Source organism: Thermococcus sp. (assembly GCF_027052235.1).
Lineage (GTDB): Archaea > Methanobacteriota_B > Thermococci > Thermococcales > Thermococcaceae > Thermococcus.
Map to the genome: position 1 here is coordinate 59,727 of NZ_JALUFF010000063.1, position 22,317 is coordinate 82,043.

At 53.3% G+C, this 22,317-nt stretch carries 28 protein-coding genes, 2 tRNA genes and 1 pseudogene; 20 read left to right on the forward strand and 11 right to left on the reverse strand.

Features of this window, described 5'->3' with window-relative positions; all coding sequences use genetic code 11:
• Together MVC73_RS08270 and MVC73_RS08275 are read right to left on the reverse strand one after the other, a co-directional pair.
• Positions 1 to 450: a DUF1850 domain-containing protein gene (locus tag MVC73_RS08270; protein WP_297509524.1), complete on the reverse strand. Its 450-nt coding sequence runs from the start codon at positions 448 to 450 to the stop codon at positions 1 to 3.
• On the reverse strand, positions 447 to 1,475 hold the full coding sequence (locus MVC73_RS08275) for a TAXI family TRAP transporter solute-binding subunit (protein ID WP_297509527.1): 1,029 nt from the start codon (positions 1,473 to 1,475) through the stop codon (positions 447 to 449). Before MVC73_RS08275 ends, MVC73_RS08270 begins: the two co-directional genes overlap by 4 nt.
• Positions 1,476 to 1,704: 229 nt before the next feature.
• Between MVC73_RS08275 and MVC73_RS08280 the strand changes: the two genes are divergently transcribed.
• The 8 genes from MVC73_RS08280 (at position 1,705) to rpl12p (ending at position 7,177) form a co-directional block, all read left to right on the forward strand.
• Positions 1,705 to 2,523, forward strand: coding sequence for a D-aminoacyl-tRNA deacylase (locus MVC73_RS08280; RefSeq protein ID WP_297509628.1), 819 nt, complete (start codon positions 1,705 to 1,707; stop codon positions 2,521 to 2,523).
• Between the two features lie 115 nt (positions 2,524 to 2,638).
• Positions 2,639 to 3,760 carry a cell division protein FtsZ gene (gene ftsZ, locus MVC73_RS08285; RefSeq protein WP_297509530.1) on the forward strand — a complete coding sequence of 374 codons (1,122 nt, stop codon included), beginning with the start codon at positions 2,639 to 2,641 and terminating at the stop codon, positions 3,758 to 3,760.
• Positions 3,761 to 3,779: 19 nt separating this feature from the next.
• Positions 3,780 to 3,965 (forward strand): protein translocase SEC61 complex subunit gamma, encoded by a 186-nt coding sequence (locus MVC73_RS08290; RefSeq protein WP_297509533.1) that lies wholly within the window; start codon positions 3,780 to 3,782, stop codon positions 3,963 to 3,965.
• A gap of 11 nt (positions 3,966 to 3,976) precedes the next feature.
• Positions 3,977 to 4,435: a transcription elongation factor Spt5 gene (locus MVC73_RS08295; protein ID WP_297509536.1), complete on the forward strand. Its 459-nt coding sequence runs from the start codon at positions 3,977 to 3,979 to the stop codon at positions 4,433 to 4,435.
• A 30-nt stretch (positions 4,436 to 4,465) separates the two neighbouring features.
• Complete coding sequence (locus MVC73_RS08300; RefSeq protein WP_297509539.1) at positions 4,466 to 4,957, forward strand: 50S ribosomal protein L11; 492 nt, start codon at positions 4,466 to 4,468, stop codon at positions 4,955 to 4,957.
• 152 nt (positions 4,958 to 5,109) lie between these two features.
• A complete protein-coding gene (locus tag MVC73_RS08305; RefSeq protein ID WP_297509541.1) occupies positions 5,110 to 5,760 on the forward strand; it encodes a 50S ribosomal protein L1 in 651 nt (216 codons plus the stop codon).
• A gap of 5 nt (positions 5,761 to 5,765) precedes the next feature.
• Entirely contained in the window at positions 5,766 to 6,788 is a 1,023-nt protein-coding gene (locus MVC73_RS08310; protein WP_297509543.1) for a 50S ribosomal protein L10, read from the forward strand.
• 71 nt (positions 6,789 to 6,859) lie between these two features.
• The gene (gene rpl12p, locus MVC73_RS08315; protein ID WP_297509546.1) at positions 6,860 to 7,177 is read left to right on the forward strand and encodes a 50S ribosomal protein P1; all 318 of its coding nucleotides are present in this window, start codon (positions 6,860 to 6,862) and stop codon (positions 7,175 to 7,177) included.
• A 161-nt stretch (positions 7,178 to 7,338) separates the two neighbouring features.
• On the opposite strand, the gene MVC73_RS08320 is transcribed toward rpl12p, so the two are convergent.
• From MVC73_RS08320 to MVC73_RS08335, 4 genes are all read right to left on the reverse strand, one after another.
• Positions 7,339 to 7,416 (reverse strand) — tRNA-Pro (locus MVC73_RS08320).
• 74 nt (positions 7,417 to 7,490) lie between these two features.
• Entirely contained in the window at positions 7,491 to 8,336 is an 846-nt protein-coding gene (locus MVC73_RS08325) for a TatD family hydrolase (RefSeq protein WP_297509549.1), read from the reverse strand.
• A 9-nt stretch (positions 8,337 to 8,345) separates the two neighbouring features.
• On the reverse strand, positions 8,346 to 8,663 hold the full coding sequence (gene pbp11, locus MVC73_RS08330) for a tRNA-binding protein Pbp11 (RefSeq protein ID WP_297509551.1): 318 nt from the start codon (positions 8,661 to 8,663) through the stop codon (positions 8,346 to 8,348).
• A 46-nt stretch (positions 8,664 to 8,709) separates the two neighbouring features.
• Positions 8,710 to 9,612: an asparagine synthetase A gene (locus MVC73_RS08335; RefSeq protein WP_297509631.1), complete on the reverse strand. Its 903-nt coding sequence runs from the start codon at positions 9,610 to 9,612 to the stop codon at positions 8,710 to 8,712.
• 180 nt (positions 9,613 to 9,792) lie between these two features.
• Here MVC73_RS08335 and MVC73_RS08340 point away from each other — a divergent pair, with 180 nt between their 5' ends.
• Positions 9,793 to 10,374, forward strand: a complete 582-nt coding sequence (locus MVC73_RS08340) for an ATPase (protein WP_297509555.1) — start codon at positions 9,793 to 9,795, stop codon at positions 10,372 to 10,374.
• 6 nt (positions 10,375 to 10,380) lie between these two features.
• On the opposite strand, the gene MVC73_RS08345 is transcribed toward MVC73_RS08340, so the two are convergent.
• A complete protein-coding gene (locus MVC73_RS08345; protein ID WP_297509634.1) occupies positions 10,381 to 11,538 on the reverse strand; it encodes an alanine--glyoxylate aminotransferase family protein in 1,158 nt (385 codons plus the stop codon).
• A gap of 166 nt (positions 11,539 to 11,704) precedes the next feature.
• On the opposite strand from MVC73_RS08345, the gene MVC73_RS08350 reads away from it, so the two are divergent.
• From MVC73_RS08350 to MVC73_RS08380, 8 genes and pseudogenes are all read left to right on the forward strand, one after another.
• Positions 11,705 to 12,880 (forward strand): MFS transporter, encoded by a 1,176-nt coding sequence (locus MVC73_RS08350; RefSeq protein ID WP_297509558.1) that lies wholly within the window; start codon positions 11,705 to 11,707, stop codon positions 12,878 to 12,880.
• Between the two features lie 54 nt (positions 12,881 to 12,934).
• Positions 12,935 to 13,483 carry a 50S ribosomal protein L16 gene (locus MVC73_RS08355; RefSeq protein ID WP_297509561.1) on the forward strand — a complete coding sequence of 183 codons (549 nt, stop codon included), beginning with the start codon at positions 12,935 to 12,937 and terminating at the stop codon, positions 13,481 to 13,483.
• A gap of 76 nt (positions 13,484 to 13,559) precedes the next feature.
• Positions 13,560 to 14,702 carry an RNA ligase gene (locus MVC73_RS08360; protein ID WP_297509564.1) on the forward strand — a complete coding sequence of 381 codons (1,143 nt, stop codon included), beginning with the start codon at positions 13,560 to 13,562 and terminating at the stop codon, positions 14,700 to 14,702.
• Between the two features lie 282 nt (positions 14,703 to 14,984).
• Positions 14,985 to 15,292: pseudogene (locus MVC73_RS10870) on the forward strand (DUF234 domain-containing protein); the annotation flags it as partial.
• A 73-nt stretch (positions 15,293 to 15,365) separates the two neighbouring features.
• Positions 15,366 to 15,503 (forward strand): hypothetical protein, encoded by a 138-nt coding sequence (locus MVC73_RS10875; protein WP_366938952.1) that lies wholly within the window; start codon positions 15,366 to 15,368, stop codon positions 15,501 to 15,503.
• 293 nt (positions 15,504 to 15,796) lie between these two features.
• Positions 15,797 to 17,086: an ATP-binding protein gene (locus MVC73_RS08370; RefSeq protein ID WP_297509567.1), complete on the forward strand. Its 1,290-nt coding sequence runs from the start codon at positions 15,797 to 15,799 to the stop codon at positions 17,084 to 17,086.
• Positions 17,087 to 17,224: 138 nt separating this feature from the next.
• The gene (locus MVC73_RS08375) at positions 17,225 to 17,350 is read left to right on the forward strand and encodes a hypothetical protein (protein WP_297509570.1); all 126 of its coding nucleotides are present in this window, start codon (positions 17,225 to 17,227) and stop codon (positions 17,348 to 17,350) included.
• Positions 17,351 to 17,490: 140 nt separating this feature from the next.
• Entirely contained in the window at positions 17,491 to 18,270 is a 780-nt protein-coding gene (locus tag MVC73_RS08380; RefSeq protein ID WP_297509573.1) for a hypothetical protein, read from the forward strand.
• Positions 18,271 to 18,369: 99 nt separating this feature from the next.
• Here the strand turns inward: MVC73_RS08380 and MVC73_RS08385 are convergent.
• From MVC73_RS08385 to MVC73_RS08395, 3 genes are all read right to left on the reverse strand, one after another.
• A tRNA-Leu gene (locus MVC73_RS08385) sits at positions 18,370 to 18,457 on the reverse strand.
• A gap of 46 nt (positions 18,458 to 18,503) precedes the next feature.
• Positions 18,504 to 19,193: a ribose-5-phosphate isomerase RpiA gene (gene rpiA / locus MVC73_RS08390; protein WP_297509575.1), complete on the reverse strand. Its 690-nt coding sequence runs from the start codon at positions 19,191 to 19,193 to the stop codon at positions 18,504 to 18,506.
• Positions 19,194 to 19,198: 5 nt separating this feature from the next.
• The gene (locus MVC73_RS08395) at positions 19,199 to 19,564 is read right to left on the reverse strand and encodes a hypothetical protein (protein WP_297509576.1); all 366 of its coding nucleotides are present in this window, start codon (positions 19,562 to 19,564) and stop codon (positions 19,199 to 19,201) included.
• A gap of 100 nt (positions 19,565 to 19,664) precedes the next feature.
• Here MVC73_RS08395 and MVC73_RS08400 point away from each other — a divergent pair, with 100 nt between their 5' ends.
• Positions 19,665 to 20,507, forward strand: coding sequence for a CBS domain-containing protein (locus MVC73_RS08400; RefSeq protein ID WP_297509579.1), 843 nt, complete (start codon positions 19,665 to 19,667; stop codon positions 20,505 to 20,507).
• A gap of 39 nt (positions 20,508 to 20,546) precedes the next feature.
• Positions 20,547 to 21,557: a homoserine dehydrogenase gene (locus tag MVC73_RS08405; protein ID WP_297509582.1), complete on the forward strand. Its 1,011-nt coding sequence runs from the start codon at positions 20,547 to 20,549 to the stop codon at positions 21,555 to 21,557.
• Here the strand turns inward: MVC73_RS08405 and MVC73_RS08410 are convergent.
• Positions 21,544 to 21,957: a hypothetical protein gene (locus tag MVC73_RS08410; protein WP_297509585.1), complete on the reverse strand. Its 414-nt coding sequence runs from the start codon at positions 21,955 to 21,957 to the stop codon at positions 21,544 to 21,546. The genes MVC73_RS08405 and MVC73_RS08410 overlap by 14 nt on opposite strands.
• A 57-nt stretch (positions 21,958 to 22,014) precedes the next feature.
• On the opposite strand from MVC73_RS08410, the gene MVC73_RS08415 reads away from it, so the two are divergent.
• Positions 22,015 to 22,317, forward strand: a 303-nt coding sequence (locus tag MVC73_RS08415) for an ASCH domain-containing protein (RefSeq protein WP_297509588.1), incomplete at its 3' end; no start/stop codon positions are given.

Here is a 22,317-nt window from a genome sequence, read left to right on the forward strand (position 1 = left end):
CTAACACCTCCCAATCAGTACAAGGATTACAGGACAGGTTTTAATTTTAAGGTGAACTAAACCGGGAGTTCTGGGCACTATCACGGTCTCATTGTCCACTATAATCTCAGGCCGATTGAAGGGTATAAACCAGTAATCGAGGCTGTCACCCAGGGGCTGGTCTATTTTTTTGTAATAATACCCGTCCTTCAGACCCTGGATGTCCTCGGGGAGACCGGCTCCGAAATCTCCCCAGAGCATCTCTCGAACGAACATTCCCCTTCTGTTAGCCTCTATTATTTCAATCACCTCACTGTGCTCAACGCTGTGATTGTACTGGATTCTGAGCCATTTATCACCCAATATGAAGACCTGGGAATGGCCAGACTGACTTATTACAAGTGATTTAAGGGGAAAACCCATTAGAAGCAGAAGAATGAAAAGAAAGAGGGCCTTTCTCAAGGCCTTCACCCGCTGGGTGGTTTAATCTTGTCGGGCACGCTGAGACCCTTCTCCTTGTAGTACTTGTAAGCCCCTGGGTGAAGCGGTATGCTCATACCGTCGAGGGCTGTCTTGAGGCTTATGAAGCGGGCCTTCTGGTGAACGGCCCTGAGGGCCTCAACGTTGTCGAAGAGAACCTTGGTCATCTCGTAAACCACGTCCTCCGGAAGGTCAGCGCTCGCCACGAGGATTGCCTTAACGGCAAGAGTGGGGGTGTCCTCGGTCATTCCCTTGTAGGTGTCCTTCGGGAGGACCTGGCGGACGTAGAATATGTATCCCTCGTTCTTGAGCTTATTGAGTATGTCGTCCGGAATCGGAAGAACCCTAACTGGGGTTGTAACTGCTATCTGGGTAATTGCGGGGGTTGGGGCGCCTGAAACTATAACGGCAGCGTCAATCTGGCCGAGCTTAAGAGCCTGAGCGGCCTGGCTGAACTTCTGGTTGACCTTCTGTATCTTGTCCCATACACCGGCAGCCTTAAGTATCTGCTCGGCTGCAACGGCGGTTCCACTTCCAGGAGCACCGATGGCAACCTTCTTACCAGCAAGGTCCTGGAGGGTCTTTATATCACTGTCAGCCCTAACGACGAACTGAACGGTCTCGGGGTAGAGAGCGGCGACACCGCGGAGCTTCTTTATCGGGCTACCCTGGAACATGTAGAGACCGTTGTAGGCGTAGTATGCAACATCGTTCTGCATTATAGCCGCCTGCGCGTTCCCATCACCGATTGCCTTGGCGTTCGAGACACTGGCACCGCTTGTAACAGCTTTGGCCTTAATTCCAGCCTTATTGAGGAGTTCCGCGTACTTTGAACCGAGCGGGTAGTAAACTCCGCTGGTACCTCCGGTGTATATTGTTATGGTTCCGGTATAGCTAACACCGGAACTGGAGCTCTTAGTGGCGGTTGAAGTCCCGCCCTGACTTCCAACACAGCCGGCCACGAAGACCGACAGGAAGAGCACCGCCACAAGGGCGATGGCACTCAGTTTCTTCATATCAAACACCTCCGCTTGATGGACAACAATGGCTATATGGCCATATCAGGATATTAGGGAACTTTCTTTTTTAAATAGTTTTTGTTACAAGCCTGAAAAACTTTCTGGGATTAGCGGATCATGTTTGTGACAATTTCGATGATTATTTTACATAATTGTAACCATCTGAAAATCAATAGAGAAGCCGAATGCTTTATAATTCGAGCCCCAACTGGATGTGGTGCTGTTGATGAAGGTGATAATGACAACCAAAGTTGACAAGGCCTCGATGAACATCATGGAAAAGCTCGTGGAGAACTTCGGCTTTACCGAGACCGAGTTAACCTTTGATGGAAACCCGGTTTACAGGAAGGCGGACACCCTAATCCTCACGACCAACGGAGAGATGATATACTACGACGGACTTGACAAGTCAATAGAGAAACAGCTCAAGGTAAGGCCCGAGATAATAGCCTTCGCCTCAAGGCACTCAAGCAAGCAAAAGCTTCCAGCCCTAACAACCCACGTTACCGGGAACTGGGGGAAAGCCATGTACGGAGGGAAGGATGGGAGTTTAGCCATCGCAGAGCCAAACGCGATGAAGCTGGCCCTGCTCAAGATGAACGAGCTCAACGACCTCGGCTGGACGGTCTGCTATGAGGCAACCCACCACGGCCCGAGCGAGCTTTCTGTCCCAAGCTTTTTCATAGAGATAGGCTCAAGCGAGGAGGAATGGGTAAACGACAGGGCGGGAGAGATAATAGCAGAGACAATAATGTATGTTCTCAAAAACTACGAGAGGGCCAGCTTCAAGGTCGCGGTCGGGATAGGTGGCGGACATTACGCACCCAAGCAGACCAAGAGGGCGCTGGAGGGCGACTTCGCCTTCGGCCACATCGCGCCAAAGTACGCCCATCCAGTTTCACGGGAAATGCTCCTGAAAGCCATTGAGAGGAGCTCTAGGAGGGTTGAGGTGATATACGTTGACTGGAAGGGCAGCAGGGGGGAGACGAGACAGCTCGCGAGAAAACTTGCCGAGGAACTCGGCCTTGAGTTCATCAGAGATTGAAGCGAAAGCTTTAAAGAGAGAGCCCGGCATTTTAAATCAGTTTCGGGTTAGCTAAGTTTATATACCACTTCCAGCAAACCACAAAGGGTGTTAAACTCCCCGGAGGGTGAAAAAGATGCTGAAGCTGATTGAAGATGCCATAGAGAGGACCTCCGCTACCCCCTCCAAGGTTCCGGAGGTAGCCCCGCAGTCGGATATCGACGAGGAGCTCAGAAGGCTCCTCGAACAAATACAGGCCAAGATATACGTCGTTGGTGTTGGCGGTGCCGGCTGTAACACCGTTAACAGGATGATGCAGGTCGGAATAGAGGGGGCTAAGATAATAGCCGTGAACACCGATGCCCAAGACCTGCTCAAAATAAAGGCTCACCAGAAGATACTCATCGGCAAGGAACTCACCAGAGGACTTGGAGCAGGAAACAACCCGAAGATGGGCGAAGAGGCGGCGAGGGAAAGCGAGAGAGAGATAAGGGAGGCCCTCGAAGGGGCCGACATGGTCTTCATAACCTGCGGTCTCGGCGGTGGAACCGGAACTGGCGCCGCACCCGTTGTGGCCGAGATAGCCAAGAAGATGGGAGCACTTACCGTTGCAGTCGTGACACTTCCGTTTACGGTCGAGGGGATAAGGCGCATCAAGAACGCTGAGTACGGCCTTGAGAAACTCAGGAAGAACACGGACACCGTCATAGTCATCCCAAACGACAAGCTGATGGAAGTGGCTCCCAACCTTCCGATACACATGGCCTTTAAGGTCGCCGACGAGATACTCGTTCAGGCAGTCAAGGGCATAACAGAGCTCATCACCAAGCCCGGTCTCGTCAACCTCGACTTCAACGACGTCCGTGCGGTTATGAAGGACGGCGGTGTTGCGATGATCGGCATAGGCGAGAGCGACAGCGAGAAGAGAGCCCTCGAAGCTGCTCAGCAGGCCCTGAACAGTCCCCTTCTCGACGTTGACATCAGCGGTGCAAAAGGAGCACTCATAAGCATCAGCGGAAGCGACGTCAAGCTTGAGGAGGCCCAGCAGATAATAGAGCTGGTCACCAGCAAGCTCGATCCGGAGGCCCAGGTCATCTGGGGCGTCCAGCTTGATGAGGAACTCGGCAAGATGATAAGGATTCTCCTCGTCGTCACGGGCGTCAGCTCGCCCTATGCAGTTGTTGAGGAGGAGGAAACTACCTCATACTTTGGTGAGGAGGAAAAGAAAACCATAAAGCTCGACCTCGAAGAGCTCTGAATCTGCAGGGGGGTAAAAAATGGCCGGTACTGTAGAGAAGCTCAGAAGCTTCATGGCAGAGTCCAAGAGGGTTCTCCTCGTTACCCGAAAGCCCGGGATGAAGGAGTTTAAAATGGCCGTTAAGATAACGGGCATAGGGATGATTCTAATAGGAACGATCGGGATGATAATCCGCATAATAGGCTACCTGGTCACCGGCTCATGAGGGGATCGGCCATGGCAGAGGGCAAAATATTCACAGTCAACGTCACCGTAGGCCAGGAGATTACGACGGCAAACCTGATATACAGCAAGGTCAAGACCTACAACCTTCCCGTATACGCGATACTCGCACCGAGCAAAGTCAGGGGGTACATCTTCGTCGAGGCCCCGAACAAGAGCGCCGTTGACGAGGCCATAAGGGGGATAAGGCACGCGAAGCGCGTCCTCCCCGGGGAGATACCCTTCAGCGAAATAGAGCACTTCCTAGAGGAGAAACCTGCCGTGAGTGGCTTCGAACCGGGCGACATCGTTGAGCTAATTGCCGGGCCCTTCAAGGGCGAAAAGGCCAAAGTTGTTAGGGTTGATGAAGGTAAGGACGAGATAGTCGTCGAGCTCATAGGTTCTGTCGTCCCAATACCAGTTACGGTGAGGGGCGAATACGTTAGACTTATAAGCAAACGCCAAAAGGAGTGACGGCTGAGACAAACTCAAGGGGTGAGATGAATGCCGCAGGTAGTTGAAGTTCTCGTTGAGGGTGGAAAAGCAACACCCGGACCGCCACTCGGTCCGGCAATCGGTCCGCTCGGACTCAACGTCAAGCAGGTCGTTGACGAAATAAACAAAGCCACCAAAGAGTTCGAGGGAATGCAGGTTCCCGTCAAGGTCATCGTCGAGGATCCAAAGAAGAAGACCTTCAGGATCGAGGTGGGAATACCGCCAACGAGCCAGCTCATCAAGAAGGAACTCGGCATTCCCAAAGGTTCAAGCGAGCCAGTGCACAGTCCCGTGGGGAACCTCACCATGGAGCAGGTCATCAAGATAGCGAAGATGAAGATCGACCAGATGCTCTCACCAACGCTCAAAGCCGCAGCCAAAGAGGTCATGGGAACCGCTTTGAGCATGGGAGTCACGATAGAGGGCAAAGACCCCAGGGAAGTTCAGAGAGAGGTCGACGAGGGCCTCTACGACGAGCTTTTTGAAAAAGCCGAGGAGTAAGGGAAAACTTTAAAAATCTCCCCACAGGTGTGAGAACGATAGCCCTCAATCCGGCTTTGCCGGCGGGGTGGGGTCTTATCCCCAACCCTCAACTTTGAGGGTCGCCGTGTTTGACTTTTGGATTAAATCAACAAATAAGAGGAGGGCTGTAAATGGCCTTCGACAGGCAGAAACTCGTGGAAGCGGTGAAGGAGGCGAAGGCCCGGGCTAAGCCGCGCAACTTCACACAGACCGTCGAGATAGCAGTCAACCTCAAGGATATAGACCTCCGCAAGCCGGAGAACAGGTTCAAGCTTGAGGTTGTGCTGCCCCACGGTCGTGGGAAGGAACCAAAGATCGCGGTCATCGCTGATGGTGCCGTTGCCGAGGCGGCTAAAAAGCTCGGGCTTGATGTGATTAGTGGAGAGGAACTTGAGGAGCTCGCCAAGAACCCAAGACAGGCGAGAAAGCTGGCGAAGCGTTACGACTTCTTCATAGCGGCAGCTCCATTGATGCCAAAGATTGGTAGGTACCTCGGTAGGTACCTCGGTCCCAGGAACAAGATGCCAGTGGTTGTCCCGCCGACGATGACGAACCTTGAACCCATAGTTAACAAGCTCAAGAAAACCGTCAGGATACAGCTCAAGAACAACCCGGTGGTTCACGCGAGAATAGGCACTGAAGATATGGACGACGAGAAGCTCGCCGAAAACGCCGAGGCAGTACTCAACGCTATCATAAACAAGCTTGAGCGCGGTGAGAACCAGGTGAAGTCAGTGTACATCAAGACGACGATGGGCCCGGCCGTGAAGGTTGAGAGGTGAGGGAGATGGCCCACGTAGCCGAGTGGAAGAAGAAGGAAGTTGAAGAGCTCACAAAGATTATCAAGAGCCACCCAGTGGTAGCCCTTGTTGACGTGGCCGGCGTCCCAGCTTACCCGCTCAGCAAGATGCGTGACAAGCTCCGCGGGAAGGCTCTCCTCCGCGTGAGCAGGAATACCCTCATCGAGCTCGCCATAAAGAGAGCCGCCCAGGAACTTGGAAAGCCTGAGCTTGAGAAGCTCGCAGACTACATCCAGGGTGGAGCCGCGATACTTGCAACGGAGATGAACCCCTTCAAGCTGTACAAGCTCCTTGAGGAGAGCAAGACCCCGGCCCCAGCAAAACCAGGTGCGGTCGTCCCACACGACGTCGTCATACCAGCCGGCCCTACCTCGATACCGCCGGGGCCGCTCGTCGGCGAAATGCAGGCCCTTGGAATCCCGGCGAGGATCGAGAAGGGCAAGGTCAGCATCCAGAAGGACTACACGGTACTCAGGGCCGGAGAAGTCATAACCGAACAGCTCGCAAGAATCCTCAACGCACTTGGAATAGAGCCACTCGAGGTTGGTCTCAACCTTCTCGCAGCCTATGAAGAGGGTGTAATCTACACCCCAGAGGTACTCGCTATTGACGAGCAGGAATACATCAACATGCTCCAGAAGGCCTACATGCACGCCTTCAACCTGTCGGTCAACACAGCGTACCCGACCAAGCAGACGATCGAGGCAATCATCCAGAAGGCCTTCCTTGGAGCGAAGAACGTTGCCGTCGAGGCTGGCTACATCACCAAGGAGACCATCGAGGAAATCTTCGGCAGGGCTGTACGCGCTCTCCTGCTCATAGCCCAGAACCTGCCGGAGGAACTGCTTGACGAGAAGACCAAAGAGCTTTTAAACGCTCAGGCTCAAGTGGCAGTTGCCACACAGCCTCAGGTAGAGGAGAAGGTTGAAGAGGCCGAGGAGGAGGAAGAGGAAGAAGAGGAGGCTTCCGAGGAGGAAGCCCTTGCCGGACTGGGCGCCCTCTTCGGCTGATTCCCTTTCCATGCATTCCCTAACCCCTGAGATGAAAAGAAAAAGGATGAAGATGATTGGAGGTGCGAAAAATGGAGTACGTGTATGCCGCTCTGCTACTCCACGCCGCTGGTAAGGAGATAAACGAGGAGAACCTCAAGGCAGTCCTTGAGGCCGCTGGAATTACCCCGGATGAGGCCAGGATAAAGGCCCTCGTCGCTGCCCTTGAGGGCGTCAACATAGACGAGGTCATCGAGAAGGCCGCGATGCCCGTTGCCGCTCCTGTGGCGGTCGCAGCCGCTCCGGCCGAGGCCCCGGCCGAGACCGCCCAGGAGGAGGAAGAGGAGGAAGAGGAAGAGGAGGTCAGCGAGGAGGAGGCCCTCGCTGGTCTCGGCGCCCTCTTCGGCTGAACCCTCTTCCCTTTTCTTTCAAACTTTACCGAATCAAAGTTTCTATGAGAAGAAACACCTACAAAAGGACAACTGTGCTACAAAGGAGCGCTAAAAACCAAACCTCTTCTGCTCCAACCCTTCAAAAACTCACTCAAAAAGGTTGCCAAGCAAAGTTTCGATGGTGGGGCCGCCGGGATTCGAACCCGGGTCACGGGCTCCCAAAGCCCGCAGGATGGACCAAGCTACCCCACGGCCCCGCCGGCCATTTGAACGCCCCGGACTTTATTAAGTTTTTGCATCTCAATGCCACCGGGAAAGAGGGCATATGGACTCACTCCTCCACCTCGACCCCGTAAACCTTCCTCGGGTTCTCCACGTGAATTTTATAGACGTCCTCCTCCGTAAAGATGCCGTTCTGGAGGAAGGCTTTCGTTCTCTTTGGAACCGTCTTCGGTCCGAGTACAGCCCCCGGACGGCGCTTGTCGTCTATGTAGTCCGTCTCCATCATGAAGCGGTTGCCCTGCTTGATGGCCTCCTCGATGTTCTTTTTGCTCGCGATAATGCTCGGGAAGACGCCTACCTCCTCCGCAACTTTAACCAGTGGCGGAGAGAAGTGCTTCACAACCTTATAGGGCTTTATACCGACTTCCCTTACGTACTCCCCGAGTTCCCTGAACTTAGCTTCGTCAAAGCTCTCAGTGTGAAGCTGAACCGCGCAGTCGGCCTCTTTCGCCAGCGCCATCCCGTACTTCATCAGCTCTATGCTCGCCTCCCAGATTTCCTCGCCAACCTCGTAGTGAGGCCTCCCTATCTCTCCTATGCCTACTGCCTTCCCCTCAATGCAGAACTTTTGGGCGTATTCCAAAGCCTTCATGACCTCGTTTTTGGCGTATCTTAGTCCCTTCTCCCTTGCCAGGTAATCGAATTCCGCTGGATGGACACCAACCACCGCGTAGGCCTTCACCGGTGTCTCCCTGTTTATCCTCTCCACAAGTTTAACGTGGAAGTCCATGGCCTTCATAAAGTCCTCGGCTTTCAATCCGGGAAAGCCGTAGTCGTGTGCCGTCTTGTAAACAACCACCAGGTGAGTTCCCCCGGCGCGGTGGAACTGCTTCACAGCCTCTAGAAAGAGACCGTGATATGGGTCAACGTGGAAGTGGTCATCCCAGATTATCATCCTACCACCTCACGACTGATAAACTTCGAGCCTCTCTCCTTTTTTAGCGTTTGTATTTCCCTCAAGGATAAGGGCAACTCTATCACCGTCAACGGCAAAGTCCACCCTTTTCCTGTCCTTCTGGATTTCCCGGATTATGGCTATTCCCTTCCCCTTAACCTTGTAGCCGGGGTATATTATTCCCTCGACCGTCCCGATGAGTGCCTCCCTGCCCATGATGTTCATAATCTGCTCAACCCTAAAGGTCGCCACGGGTCTTCGGGAGGCTATAAACTCCCCGCCGGTCTCTTTCTCAGCCTTCTTCCTGAGAAAATCAAACAGCCCCATGCTCCCACCGGAGAAAAGTCGGCAAAAGGAAAGAAAAGGTTATCCCTCAGATGACCGCGGGAACACCGGGAATCCTCGGGAAGAGCTGAACCTCGGCTATGTGCTTTGCCCCGACCATGTAGCGGACGAGCCTCTCAACGCCTATTCCCGCTCCCGCACTCGGCTTGAGTAGGCCCGCCTTGGCAACCTCAAGGTACGGCCTGAAGGATTCTTCGCTTAAACCGGAGGAGCGTATCTTTGAGAGTATCTTCCCGTACTCCCATTCCCTTTCCCCACCGCTGGAAACCTCACCGTAGCCCTCCGGCAGGTAGAGGTCGTAGTTCCTCCAGGTTCCGTCAACTTCCCGGTCGTAGAACTCCCTCGGAATTCCCGTTATCCAGAAGGGCTCCTCTAAAACCCGGCTAGCTTCGTCCTCGCTCCCGAACTCCTCGCGGATTTCCTCGATGGTGAAGCGCCTGAAAGGTTTCCTCGCCCTTGGAAGCTCCCTTTCAAAGGCCTCCCAGAGGATAGGCCTGAGCTCGCGGAAGAGGCCGATTATGAGTTCTTCAATCAGGCCCATGACCTCGTCCATGCTTGCACCGGCAACTTCCATGTCAAGCTGGGTGAACTCGTACGCGTGCCTCCCGTCGTCCGCTTCCCTGCCTTCTAGTCTAACGTTTGGAGAGAGGACGAAAAGCCTCTCTACGCCCATCGCTATTGCCATCTGCTTGTGGAGTATCATGCTGTGCGTCAGTCTGAGCCTCTCGCCGTAGACTTCAACCTCCGGTGGCTTCAGCGCTTCACCTGCAGCTGGATCCGGCCAGAGCGGGTCGGTTACCGGGCTCAAGATCACTGGAAGAAGCCAGCGGAAGCCCCTCTTGGAGAGTTCGCCGGTAAGGTAGGCTATCGCCCTCGTCTGGACGTCCATAACGGGGTCTATCCTCCTGCCAACTATGCTGAGCGCGTTCACGGTCATCACCGGAGGCAATTAGCACTCCACCTTTATGGTTTTTATGCGAAAAAATCAGTTATTTGTTTAAATTTCGATAAAATTTTAGGGTTAAAATTGAAGAAATGTCAAAGAAGGGGGGTAGGGCTTTGCTTCCAAACCGTTATAACCTCCACGGGCCATTTATATTCCGGTGATAGCATGGGAGTTTACGTGTTCACACCCGACGACCTCGTGCGCTACGGCTCCGCAAGGCCCGACCAACTCGAACTCCTGAGGGAGAAGATACTTGGGAGAAAGGACATTCTCATCGTCGGCACAAGCAGGAGCGGAAAGACCAAGCTCGTTGAAGCTCTTTTACACTACGTTCCTGAGGACTGGAAGGTAGCCGTCGTCACGGCCTACGGCGAGTTCAAACCCTTCAGGGAGAACATAGAGATAATAGACACGCGCTTCGACAGGAGACCCCTCAAGGTGAGAACCGAGGAAGTCATCGAGAGGCTGAAAAGTGTAGAGCCGGATTACGTCGTTGTTGACACACTGCACACTGTGGACGTCCCGATGATTCTGAAGGAGCTGATAGACAGATACGCCTTCATAGTGACTTCTCTCGCCATGACTGAGGATGTAAAGGATGAGGTGATGCACTGGCTCAGAATAGACGAGGAAACCTTTAACCGCTTTGACGTCGTTGTTGTCACGAAAAGGGACTTCAGGACGGGAAGGAGAACCGTGGACAAGATATACGCCGTCAAGGACGGTGAGCTGGTGAGGATAATCTGAGGGGGCTCAGCGCCCCCTGAGCTCTTCTATAACCTCCCTGAGGTTGTCAAGCATCTCGCGGATGTCCTCAAAGGTCATGTAGCCCATGTTGCCTATGCGGAAGGTCTTCTCGGCAACGCTTCCGTAACCCTTGGCCAGTTCAAAGCCCCTCTCACGCATCGCGTTGTAAACGTCAACCCCCTTCATGCCCTCGGGAACAACGACCGCTGTTATGGTCGGGCTCTCGTATCCCGGCTCCGCCAGAATTCCAAGGCCCATCTCCTTGACGCCTTCCCTTATCATCTCGCTCCTCTTCCTGTACATGTCGAGCCACTTCTCCTTTCCTCCCATCTTCTCGACGATTCTGAGAACGACATTGAGGCCGAATATCTGTGGAAGAGGTGGTGTCGAGGGCGTTCCCTTCTTCTTCTCGTTGAACTTCTTGTAGAGCGGTAAATCGAAGTACCAGCCCCTTTCTGGCATTTTCTCCGCTATCTCGAAAACGCGCTCGCTGACAGCTGCTACCGCCAATCCCGGGGGAACGCCAAAGGCCTTCTGACTGCTCGCGAAGACCAGATCAATTCCCCATTTATCGAACTTTATGTCCGCACCGCCCATCGCTGAAACGGCATCAACGAAGAGGAGCTTGTCGTGCTCGTGAACAACCTTTGCCAGCTCTGGGAGCGGGTTTAAAACGCCGGTTGAAGTCTCGTTGTAAGTTATGGTAACCGCGTGAACATCGGGGTTCTTTCTCAAAGCCTCGTCGAGCTCTTCAGGTTTTACAGCCTGTCCGGGTTCTTTCTCAAGGATTACGGCTTTCCTGCCGTTGGCCTCGACAACATCTGCAAAGCGCTTTCCAAAGGCACCTATGACAGTGACTAGAACCTTTTCACCCCTCGGTATCGTGTTCCTGACCGATGCCTCCATGAAGCCCGTTCCCGAACTGGGAAAGAGGATTATCTCGCCTTTGTCAGCCTCAAGGAACTTCTTGAGCCTCTCAAGCGTGTCAACGTGAACCGCTTTGGCCTCGGCCGAGCGGTGGCTGAACATCTGGACGGACATTATCGCGAGAACCTCGGGGAAGCAGGCAACGGGGCCGGCTGTGAACAGCTTGTACTTCGGCTTCACCATCTCGTAGACTTCCCTGTAGGCGTCCTCGTAATCCATGTGGAACTCAAGGGTCACCACCATGGGTATCACCACTCCCAGTTGAGGGGCATCCATAAAAAGGGTTCGTTCGTCTTGGGCGAGTGGTTTCGATAGAAGTTCCGGCCTTCTGGCTGGCTCCCGAAGAACCTTCACGGAGATTAAGACTTTTAAAAAGTTGGCCCAACGCTAAGACGGTGGTCTGATGGAAAACAGAAGGCTCGCAGGGATAGCCCTCCTCGTGCTTTCAGCCTTCACCGGAACGATAGCCTTTCGCCTGGCAACTCCAGCTATAGCCTTCTACACTCGCGATGTTTTGAGGGCGAGCATGCTGGCGGTTTCTCTGGTTTCCATGTCCTTCGTTCTGGCGAGGGCCCTCACCTCCGTCTTGAGCGGTCTTGCCCTTGAGAGGGGAAAATGGCTGGTTTACCTGGGTGCGGTGGCCATGATGGGAAACGCCCTCGCGGTTCAGCTCTATCCCCTAACCTCAAGCTGGCTTCAGGTGGCTGGGATAAAGCTCCTCAACGGCTTCCTCAACGGGCTGAGCTGGCCGATGGCCCAGTTCGTCGTGGCGGTAACAGCACCGAAGGAGATGAGGGCGAGGGTGACCTCGGTGTACTTCTTCTTCGGGAGCATCGCTTCACTTCTCGGGAACTACGCCTATGCATACACGGTAAACCTCGGCTTATCCGGCCAGATGTGGATTTCCTCAGCCTTCTTCGTCCTGACGGGCCTGATAATGCTCCTGAGCTACTACCTCCTCTACGACAGAATAGCGCCGAGGAGGGAGGAGAAGCGAGCAGAGGGAATAAGCATTGACCCGAGGAGGGTTCTGATCATAGCCTCCCTCATGGCCGTCATAGTGGCCTTCACCTCCGGGGAGATAACCTACGTTTACGTTTCAGAGGCCCTCGGGCTGAGCAGGGAAAGAACGGCAGTTTTACTGGGCTGGACAGGCTTCGCGGCCTCTCTGCTCAGCTATTTCTCCTCGTGGTTCGCCGATGTGAGAAGCGAAGCAAAGACGGTGAAGCTGACGGCATTTTTAGCCGGGATTTCACCGCTTTTGGCATCAATAAAAACCGCCCCAACGGTTTTCGTAGGCATATTCCTCGCTCTCTTCGCCTTCCAGAGCTTCCGCCCGATTTCGAGGAAGGTCTTAGCAGGCTACCACCGCTCTTCCCTGGCTATAGGCGGGGTAAACGCGGTTCAAAACCTCTCAACCTTCGTGGGCGGGATAATATTCGGCTTAGCGTATTCCCTCGGCGAGGTTCACCTCTGGTTGAGCCTCAATCTGGCCCTCCTTGCTTTCCTGCCCTTTTCAGTTGGGCTTTTCGTTGAGGGTGTGAAGATTGGAAAAGATATCCCTCCAAAACTTTTATAAAAGCGGGGGCAAGCTAAGTTTAGGCTTAGCTTACGCTCATTTGGAGGTGAGAGTATGGGACTGAGGCCAGCAAAGATTGATAGGGACGTTGACAAGCCCGCTTACACGAGAAGGGAGTACATACGCGGTGCTCCAGGTCCGAAGATAACGATATTCGACATGGGCAACCTCTCCGCCGAGTTCCAGTACGAGGTCAGCCTTCACGCCGAGCAGGCCATGCAGATAAGGCAGAACGCCCTTGAGGCTATTCGTATTCAGGTCAACAGGTACCTTCAGAAGAACGTCGGAAGGAGCAACTTCCACTTTAAGATAAGGGTCTTCCCCTTCCAAGTTCTCCGTGAGAACCCGATGGCCACCGGAAGGAAGGCCGACCGTTACGGAAACGGTATGAGAAGGCCATTTGGTAAGCCGATCGGACTGGCGGCAAGGGTTAAGAAGGACCAGAAGATACTAACCGTCTGGGTGAACGAAAACCACCTCAAGTTCGCCCTTGAGGCCATGAGAAGGGCCAAGATGAAGCTGCCCTACTCGGCCTACTACAGAATATACGACAAGAACGGCAACGACGTCACGACCAAAGTCCTCTCAACCATGAAGCGCTGAACCCTTCTTTCCCGACTTTTCTCCATATTCCAAACGGTTATTAATGGGTTCCTCCAACCTATCGAGGGGAAGCAATATGGTGAGTTCGCACTTCAAGGCCCTGCTCCTCAAACTTGGCCTTCCGGAGGAGAGGCTCACGGTCCTTGAGAACAAGGGGGGAGTAACTGAGGACGAGTTCGAGGGACTTAGATACGTCCGCTTCAGGGACTCTGCGAGGGGCTTCAGGAGGGGAACCGTCGTCTTCGAGACCGGAGATGTTGTTCCGGGGTTTCCCCACATAAAGCGTGTCGTCCAGCTGGAGAACGGCGTCAGGAGGATTTTCAAAAACAAAGCCTTCTACGTCGAGGAGAAGGTCGACGGCTACAACGTCCGCGTCGTTAAGGTTAAGGACAGGATTCTGGCCCTGACAAGGGGCGGTTTCGTATGCCCGTTCACGACGGAGAGAATCCTCGACTTCATAAACGAGGAGTTCTTCAGGGATTACCCGAACCTAATTCTGGCCGGGGAGATGGCGGGGCCCGAGAGTCCGTACCTCGTTGAGGGGCCACCCTACGTGAATGAGGACATCCAGTTCTTCCTCTTCGACATTCAGGAGAAGGGAACGGGGAGGAGCATCCCGGCGGAGGAGAGATACAGGCTCGCCGAGGAGTACGGGATTCCGCAGGTTGAGCGCTTCGGCCTCTTCGACCGCTCCCGCATGGATGAGCTTTACGACCTGATTGATAAGCTCAGCGAGGAGAGAAGAGAAGGAATAGTTATGAAAACCCCCGACATGAGGAGGATAGCGAAGTACGTTACGCCCTACGCAAACATCAACGACATAAAGATAGGCTCCCACATCTTCTTCGACCTTCCCGGGGGCTACTTCATGGGGAGGATAAGCAGACTTGCCTTCTACATAGCCGAGAGAAAGGTCAGGGGGAAGGGGCTTGAAGAATACGCCAGGGCCCTCGGAGAGGCGCTTTTGAGACCTCTCGTTGAGAGCATTGAGGAGGTATCGCGCGGACACGCCGTCGAGGAGACCTTCAAGGTCAGGGTCAAGAACATAAGCACCGCCCACAGAATGGTCACCCACTTCGAAAAGCTCGGGCTCAGCATCCACATTGAAGACATCGAGGATCTGAAAAACGGTTACTGGAGGATAACCTTCAAGAGGGTTTATCCAGACGCCACGCGCGAAATACGGGAGCTGTGGAACGGGCTGGCGTTCGTGGACTGAGGTCTGTCTCGCTTTGTTTCTGAGGTACGTGCTTTCTTTTTAAATTCGCGGGAAATGATAATCGCCATTATGATAACCGTGGTTATTATTCCCTAGGCCGTTTAAAGACTTCGAAAGGCTTATAAGCCCAAATACCTCCTCAAGGAGGAGCTGAGGGACGTTTCGAGGTACTTCTCGATTCTCAGAGCCATTGCTCTCGGCTACACGCACTTCGGCCAGATAGCGAATAAAGCAAGGATAGAAACCAAGAGCCTCGGCAGGTACTTCAACGTTTTAGAGGAGATGGGCTACATCAGGGAAGAGAGGCCCTTTTTGGGGAAGGGACGAACGGTTTACAGGATAAACGACAACTTCTTTGCCTTCTGGTTCCGCTTCGTCTTTCCGAGGAGGGACGGGATAGAGATAGGATTTGATGTGGTGGAGGAGATAAGGGACGAGTTCAACGACTACCCTGGCTTCGTCTTTGAGGACATTGCCAGACAGTTTTTAATTGGCTCAATAAGGCTGGCGAACTGCCCTTTAAGTTCACAAAAATTGGGCGCTGGTGGCACAAGAACGAGAAGATCGACCTCGTTGCTCTGGATGAGAGGGAGAAAAAAGCCCTCTTCGTCGAGGTGAAGTGGAAAGAGCTAAGCGAGAGAAGGAAGAGAGATTCTAAAGGATTTGGAGAGGAAAGCGAAGCTTGTAGGACTGGAAGGGTGGAAGAAGTGGTATGGAATCGTTGCAAAAGAGATTGAGGAAAAGGAAGAGCTTAGAGAAGATGGCTGGCTGGTGTGGGATTTGAGGGACTTCGAGGAATAGTTTAAGCAGGGGCTGATCTTCTTACTGCCCTAAAGGGCAAGGGCTCGGCTTAACACATCGCCAGCGGAGAGGTTTACTGACCTATCGCCTACTCTGGTTATATTTTGCCCCAACTTAGTTATCATTAAGCAAGGAGGGGAACATTGGGAAACTTAAAAGGTGTTTCCTTGAATCGGTCCTTTGGCATCGGGCCAGTACTCGAAAAGCTGGGCAAGTTTACAAAACAGCTATTTATAAATAGTTGTTCGATATACTAGACAAGATTTATAAATGATGCAGATGTATTGACTATCATGAGGGAGGATTTAGCCAAGGTTCTGGTGGAGTGGCAGGAAACGTGGACGCCCGAGCTCGTCGAGAGGGACTTTGACCTTTCCCTGATTCCGGATAAACCGAGAAAGGTCGTAACCTTCGCAGGCTGCAGGAGGGTCGGCAAAACCTACCTCATGTTCCAGCTCATCAACGAACTCTCAAAGAAAGTCCCGAGGGAGGAGATATTCTACGTCAACTTCGAGGATGAGAGGCTTGAGAAAAAGATCGAAACCCTAACCGAGCTCATCCCGACGATAGAGGAGCTCTATGGAAGGAAGGAAAGGCTGTACCTCTTTCTGGACGAGATACAGAACATCCCAAACTGGGACCTCTGGGTGAGAAGAATTCACGATTCGAGGGGGGATGTAAGGCTCTTCCTGAGCGGCTCTTCCTCAAAGCTATCCAGCAGGGAGATACCGACATCACTCAGGGGCAGGGCGCTGACCTTTGAAGTTTTCCCCCTGAGCTTCCGTGAGTTTCTAAGGTTTAAGGGCTTTGAAATGCCTGAGAAACTGGACTTCAGCTCCAAAAAGCCAGTGCTCCTTAACCTGCTGAGGGAGTACGTCCTCTACGGAGGCTTTCCAGAGGTTGTTCTAACCAAAGACGTGAGGATCAAGAGGCTGATCGTCAGGGACTACTTCAACACGATAATAGCCCTCGATGTCGTGGAGAGGTATTCGATCAGAAACCCCGAAGAGCTCAGGGCGTTCATCAGGCTTCTCCTTAACTCCGAGTACGTGAGCCTGAGCAAAACCGCCAGAACGATGAGGAGCATGGGCTACTCAATATCCAAGTCAACGCTTGCCAACTACCTGAGGTACCTCGGGGAGTGCTACTTCGCCTTCCCCATTGAGGTTTATTCCTCCAAGGTAAAGCTCAGGATGCAGCATCCAAGAAAGATGTACTTCGTTGACACATCGTTCCTGACGTTTCTGAGCGTAAAGTTCAGCGAGAACATCGGGAGGCTGATGGAGAACACGGTTTTTATCGAACTCCTCAGGCGTGGAAAGGAGGTCAACTATGCCCTCGGAGATAACTGGGAGGTCGATTTCGTCCTGCCCGATGAAGGAGTCCTCCTACAAGTTAGCTACGATGTTGGCGATGAGGAGACGCTAAGGCGCGAGGTGAACGCGCTGAGGAAGGCATCGAGGGAGTTCGGCTTTAAAAATGCCCTGTTGATTACGTGGGATTCTGAGAGGAGGATAGAAAGGGGGAAAACCACGATAGAGATGGTGCCGCTGTGGAAGTTCCTGCTTGGGGAGTTTATTTAAGTGTAGCATGGTCTGTGGTGGATGGGCCGGGATTTAGCCGACTTCGAAAGGCTTATCCCCTCAAAAACTATAGACTCCACGTGGAATCACGCCTGAGCCCCTGCAGTTATTCCGAATTCACGGCTGGTGGTGACTGCAATGGTTACGTACTACCTCACGGGAAAAATTCGAAAGACGGTGCGCGTAGAAAGAAAAAAAGGTTGGTTCGGCAAGGAGGTTGAAGAAATACCTGTACATGATGCAGAAGAGCTAAAAAAAGAGTGAAACGTTAGTAGGAGAAATGAGAGAGCTCATGAAAATCCTAGAAGAAAATGGGATCAAGCTCTCAAAAAAGTGCTTAAGGACGCGCTGGAACACACACTCATGTAACAATATTAGACGAGAACAAAGAAAGGTACCACGATGTGTATGCCCCGAACAAAACAGATGCAACGAAATACAATATTCTCTTTCAGCTTCTAGCACTGCCAACTGCTTACAAAGGCAGCGAATATACTTATCAAGAGCACAGTAAAACAACTGAACGTATTTTGAATATAGCCATTGGCGATGAAAGAACAGAGAAAAAGTGGGTATGGCACCCGGATCTGAAAGAAATAGACAAAAAGGCTCGAATACTTCCGCCCTTCGAAGAGCTAAAAAAGCGGGCAGCAGTGATAGCAATGATCCTGGAGGATGAATACGACCACATACCAGAAGAAAAAAGAAAGAATATGGAAGAATTCGTGAATGCTGCAATTAAACTGGCAGAACGCTTAGCAGAGATAAAGGCAAAGGGAGAAAAGGCAACAAGACATATCAAAGCAGGTAAAGTGCCAGAATTTGAGGAATTTGTAGACGCGTTCAAGAAGGTAGCGCCAGAGGAAATGATCGTAAGGCAAAAAAAGAAACCCTCCGCAAAGTATCCGAAGGTTCAGAAGCAGATAGAAACAGAGCCGAGGACGAAAAGTTTACCCGAAGATACTAAACTCGAAGTCCTCTCCATCCTCCAAGCTTTAGAGTTCGCGGACTACTCCGAAAAAGCCAAGGAAAAAGCCCTCGGAAAGCTGGCCTCGATGCTCGAAGAGCTCTCGAAGGAAAAGCTCACCCCCGAGAACCTCCAGAAAATCGGCCTCGTAGCCTTCGCTATCGGGCTAATAAAACGGAGTGAGTTCGAGCGGGTGGAGGAGATAAAGAAGCTCTGAGGGGTTTAGTTAAAAACTCCACTTGAAGGAATCCTGATCTGAGAGAAGCTCTCAAAGGTTTTCGTTACCAACGAATTTTGCTCTGGCGCTATGAGTATATGGTGCGGGGGCGGGGATTTGAACCCCGGAACCCCTACGGGAGTGGATCTTGAGTCCACCGCCTTTGACCAGGCTCGGCAACCCCCGCTCGGTTCGAGAATAATGGGGAAGGCGGGCTTTATAAAATTAACCGCTCAGCGTTCGAGTCTTTTGACGCCTTCCTTGGTGCCAACAAGAACGATGTCCGCTATATCGGCAAAGATTCCGTTTTCGACAACTCCGGGAATCGTGTTGAGCTCTATCTCAAGGTCGAGGGGGTCATCTATCCTGTGGAACCTTGCGTCGAGGATGAAGTTGCCGTTGTCGGTTATGACCGGCCCGTCCTTCTTCTCCGCCATCCTCAGCTCGGCCTCCGCGTTGAAGACCTCAAGCTCCTCCGCTATGGCCCTCCATGCCGGAGGAATGACCTCTATCGGGACGGGCACCCTCTGGCCTAGGCTCTCGACGAGCTTGCTTTCATCAACGAGTACCAAGAAAGTCCCGGCTCGATATTCGATTACCTTCTCCATCGTCAACGCCCCGCCCCTGCCCTTGATGAGGTTGAGGTGGGGGTCAACTTCATCGGCGCCATCGACGGCTATGTCTATTGCATCGACCTCGTCGAGGGAAACGACGGGGACACCGCTCTCTATGGCCAGCAGTCTCGCCTGATGGGACGTGGGAATGCCGTAGACCTCCTCAAGCTCCCCCTCCATTATGAGCTTCCCGAGGTAGCGGATGAAGTAAGCGGTCGTAGAGCCGGTCCCAAGGCCGACAACCATCTCGTCCTCGATGAACTTCAGGGCCTCCTTTGCGACGGCCTTCTTCATTTCCTCAGCGTTCATCGCCCTCACCCCGTGCCGGGCAGGCATTTTATAGTCGCGTTGCCCGAGCTGACCATCTTATAGAGCAGGCTCTGGTTGGAGTAGCAGACCGGTGTGAAGTGAACAGCCACAGTGTAGCTGAGCATCGTGAAGTACAGCCAGAACAGTAGCCATCCCCAGAATGCTTTCTTGAATATCGCCCTCTGGTCGGGTACATCCGGGGGCAGTTCCTTGACCACGGCCATAACGAACCTGTCTGTGAGGAAATAGAGCAGAAAGCCCAGTATCCACGCCGCACGGTTGTAGTATGCGAGCCACCCACTGATCACTCCGGTTATTATTCCCCAGAGATAAACGGTGAGCGAAAACTTGTGTTCAAGGGCCAGCTTCACTCCTCTCCACCTATGCCCTCTCTCTGAGATGGGTCTTAAAAACTTTCCTTAGCCTGAAACCTTAAATAGTATTGATGACCTTAGCTAAGCGGTGGTGTAAATGAGGGTCAAGACTCTGATGACAAAGGATCCAGTGGTCATACAGCTCCCGGCGAGTAGGGAATACGCACTTGAGCTCTTCAAAAAGCACAAGGTTCGCTCTTTTCCGGTCGTCAACAGAGAGGGAAAGCTAGTTGGGATAATCAGCATAAAGAACATCCTCGTTAACCCCGATGAAGACCAGCTGGCCATGCTCATCAGGAGGGACGTTCCAACAGTTAAGGTTAACGATGACCTCAAGAAGGCCGTCAGGAAGATTCTCGACTCAGGCTACAGAAGGGTCGTTGTCGTTGACGACGAGGGGAGACCCATAGGCATCCTGACCGTCGGGGACATAGTGAGGAGGTACCTCTCGAAGAACGAGAAGCTCAGGGAAGTTAGCATCGAGCCCTACTACCAGAGAAACGTCAGCGTTGTCTGGCGCGGGACGCCCCTAAAGGCTGCGCTGAAGGCCCTCCTGCTCTGCAACGCCATGGCGATACCGGTTATAGACGACGACGGGAACCTCATCGGGATGGTCGATGAGACAGACCTGCTCCACGACAGCGAGGTGATAAGGGTCATAAAGCAGACCTCCCTCTCGGCTTCAAGCGAGGAGGACTGGATACTTGAGGCAAACCCGACGCTCATCTTCGAGAAGGCCGAACTCCAGCTCCCGAAAAAGCCGGTTGAGGAGATAATGAACCCCAACGTTGTGGTCGCAACTCCCCACATGAGCGTTTACGACGTGGCCCAGAAGATGGTGAAGTACGAGATAGAGCAGTTGCCAGTCATAAGGGGCGAGGGCGAACTCATCGGAATAGTCAGGGACATGGACATCATAAAGGTCATCCTCGGGAGGTAAGGCCTTTAAGCCCTCCCCCAACTTTTCTGCGGTGGTTTCGTGAAGGAGATAACTCTCTCCATCTTCGGCTTTGGGAACGTGGGAAGAGCAACCGCGAGGGTTCTCCTCGAAAAGACTGGGTTCTTCAGGAAGAAGTACGGACTGAGCTTTAAGGTTCTCAGCGTGGCCGATACGAGCGGTCTCGTTTGGCTGCCCGAGGGCATAGACCTCAGGGAGGCGCTCCTCGTGAAGGAGAACTTCGGGAGGCTCTCGGCCTGGACGAACGACTACGAGGTCTACAACATGAAACCCGGTGAGGCAATCGAGGAGGTAAACCCTGACATCGTCGTTGACGTCACCAACGATGCCAACGCCTTCCCCTGGCACCTCAGGGCGATAAGGAACGGGAGCGCCCTCGTTACGAGCAACAAGCCACCCTTGGCGTTCCACTACTCCGAGCTCGTTGGCGAGGCAGAGAGGAGGGGAATCCCTTACCTCTTCGAGGCAACGGTCATGGCGGGGACGCCGGTGATAGCTCTCCTGCGGGAGAACCTGCTGGGGGACAGGGTTGAGAGTATCGAGGCAGTTCTCAACGCGACGACTACATTCATCCTCTCCAGGATGGAGGAGGGAAAGACCTTCGAGGAGGCGCTGAGGGAAGCCCAGTCCCTCGGTATGGCCGAGAGGGACCCGAGCGGGGACGTGCTCGGGATAGATGCGGGTTACAAGGCAACGATTCTGCACTGCGTCGCCTTCCATCCGATGACGTTCGGGGAGGCCGAGGTGAGGGGAATAGACGGCATAACGCCCGAGCTTGTGAGGGAGGCAACCTCCCACGGGAAGACGATAAGGCTCGTCGCGACCGTTGAGAGGGGGAAGGTAAAGGTCGAGCCCAGGGAGATACCCCTCGAAAGCCCGCTGGCCGTTTCGAGCAACGAGAACGTCGCCCTGATAAAAACCGATCTCCTCGGGGAGCTGCTCGTTAAGGGGGCGGGAGCCGGGCCCCGGGAGACGGCAAGCGGAGTCGTGAGCGATATCGTTAAGGCAGGGCTAGTCCTTAGGGAAGCATGACTTCTTCACTTTCCGCAGTTATTCCAAGCTCGACCTTCCCGAACCTGTGCCCGATGGCCCGAACCTCAAGAACCCCGCAGGGAGTTCTCAGCTTCTTCTCCTCAAAGAGGGGGAAGAAGTCTCTAAGGACAACGTTGCCATTTGAGTCCCTGAGGATTAAGGTGGAAGTGCCATAATCCGGAACCAGAAGGAAAGTTCCCTGGGTGCATTCCACTCTGACAACCCGAAGGCGGTTTGCAAGAATAAGGAGAGCTAGAGCTATGAAAACGTTTGGCAGTGAGTAGGCTGTCCTTCCCGTGGCTATTCCGATGAAAAGAAGAGCTAGAGAGAAAGCCAAGAAAACCACACCGGCCTTCCAGAGTTTCTCATCTCTGACGGTGGTCTTCACAAGTCTGACCATCACCACTGATAGCCACAAGCCTTTTTAATCCTTTTCCGAGTCCCGAGTGGTGAAAGCATGGAGCACGTCATAGCGCTCCATCAGGTTTACGCCGAACTGCTCTTCCGCGGGCTGAAAACGGTGGAGCTGAGGAAGTCGAGGGCCTTCAACGAGGGGGACTTAGTGTTCCTCTACGTGGCGAGGGGCAACCCCTACGAGCTTCGCGATACGCTCAGGAGGCTCGGCCTCCACGAGGAGCAGACGCTGACGAAGAGGGGGACAATTGCAGGTGGTTTCGAGGTTGGCGAGGTCATAAAGGCCGACCCCGAGACGCTCTGGGAGATGACCAAGGAAACGAGCGGTTTAAGTCTCGTCCACGGG

Bases quoted from the DNA above. Each gene is read 5' to 3' on its own strand.
- MVC73_RS08275 (WP_297509527.1), bottom strand. From the start codon at position 1,475: ATGAAGAAACTGAGTGCCATCGCCCTTGTGGCGGTGCTCTTCCTGTCG.
- MVC73_RS08280 (WP_297509628.1), top strand. From the start codon at position 1,705: ATGAAGGTGATAATGACAACCAAAGTTGACAAGGCCTCGATGAACATC.
- ftsZ (WP_297509530.1), top strand. From the start codon at position 2,639: ATGCTGAAGCTGATTGAAGATGCCATAGAGAGGACCTCCGCTACCCCC.
- MVC73_RS08290 (WP_297509533.1), top strand. From the start codon at position 3,780: ATGGCCGGTACTGTAGAGAAGCTCAGAAGCTTCATGGCAGAGTCCAAG.
- MVC73_RS08295 (WP_297509536.1), top strand. From the start codon at position 3,977: ATGGCAGAGGGCAAAATATTCACAGTCAACGTCACCGTAGGCCAGGAG.
- MVC73_RS08300 (WP_297509539.1), top strand. From the start codon at position 4,466: ATGCCGCAGGTAGTTGAAGTTCTCGTTGAGGGTGGAAAAGCAACACCC.
- MVC73_RS08305 (WP_297509541.1), top strand. From the start codon at position 5,110: ATGGCCTTCGACAGGCAGAAACTCGTGGAAGCGGTGAAGGAGGCGAAG.
- MVC73_RS08310 (WP_297509543.1), top strand. From the start codon at position 5,766: ATGGCCCACGTAGCCGAGTGGAAGAAGAAGGAAGTTGAAGAGCTCACA.
- rpl12p (WP_297509546.1), top strand. From the start codon at position 6,860: ATGGAGTACGTGTATGCCGCTCTGCTACTCCACGCCGCTGGTAAGGAG.
- MVC73_RS08325 (WP_297509549.1), bottom strand. From the start codon at position 8,336: ATGATAATCTGGGATGACCACTTCCACGTTGACCCATATCACGGTCTC.
- pbp11 (WP_297509551.1), bottom strand. From the start codon at position 8,663: ATGGGGCTGTTTGATTTTCTCAGGAAGAAGGCTGAGAAAGAGACCGGC.
- MVC73_RS08340 (WP_297509555.1), top strand. From the start codon at position 9,793: ATGGGAGTTTACGTGTTCACACCCGACGACCTCGTGCGCTACGGCTCC.
- MVC73_RS08350 (WP_297509558.1), top strand. From the start codon at position 11,705: ATGGAAAACAGAAGGCTCGCAGGGATAGCCCTCCTCGTGCTTTCAGCC.
- MVC73_RS08355 (WP_297509561.1), top strand. From the start codon at position 12,935: ATGGGACTGAGGCCAGCAAAGATTGATAGGGACGTTGACAAGCCCGCT.
- MVC73_RS08360 (WP_297509564.1), top strand. From the start codon at position 13,560: ATGGTGAGTTCGCACTTCAAGGCCCTGCTCCTCAAACTTGGCCTTCCG.
- MVC73_RS08370 (WP_297509567.1), top strand. From the start codon at position 15,797: ATGAGGGAGGATTTAGCCAAGGTTCTGGTGGAGTGGCAGGAAACGTGG.
- MVC73_RS08375 (WP_297509570.1), top strand. From the start codon at position 17,225: ATGGTTACGTACTACCTCACGGGAAAAATTCGAAAGACGGTGCGCGTA.
- rpiA (WP_297509575.1), bottom strand. From the start codon at position 19,193: ATGAACGCTGAGGAAATGAAGAAGGCCGTCGCAAAGGAGGCCCTGAAG.
- MVC73_RS08400 (WP_297509579.1), top strand. From the start codon at position 19,665: ATGAGGGTCAAGACTCTGATGACAAAGGATCCAGTGGTCATACAGCTC.
- MVC73_RS08410 (WP_297509585.1), bottom strand. From the start codon at position 21,957: ATGGTCAGACTTGTGAAGACCACCGTCAGAGATGAGAAACTCTGGAAG.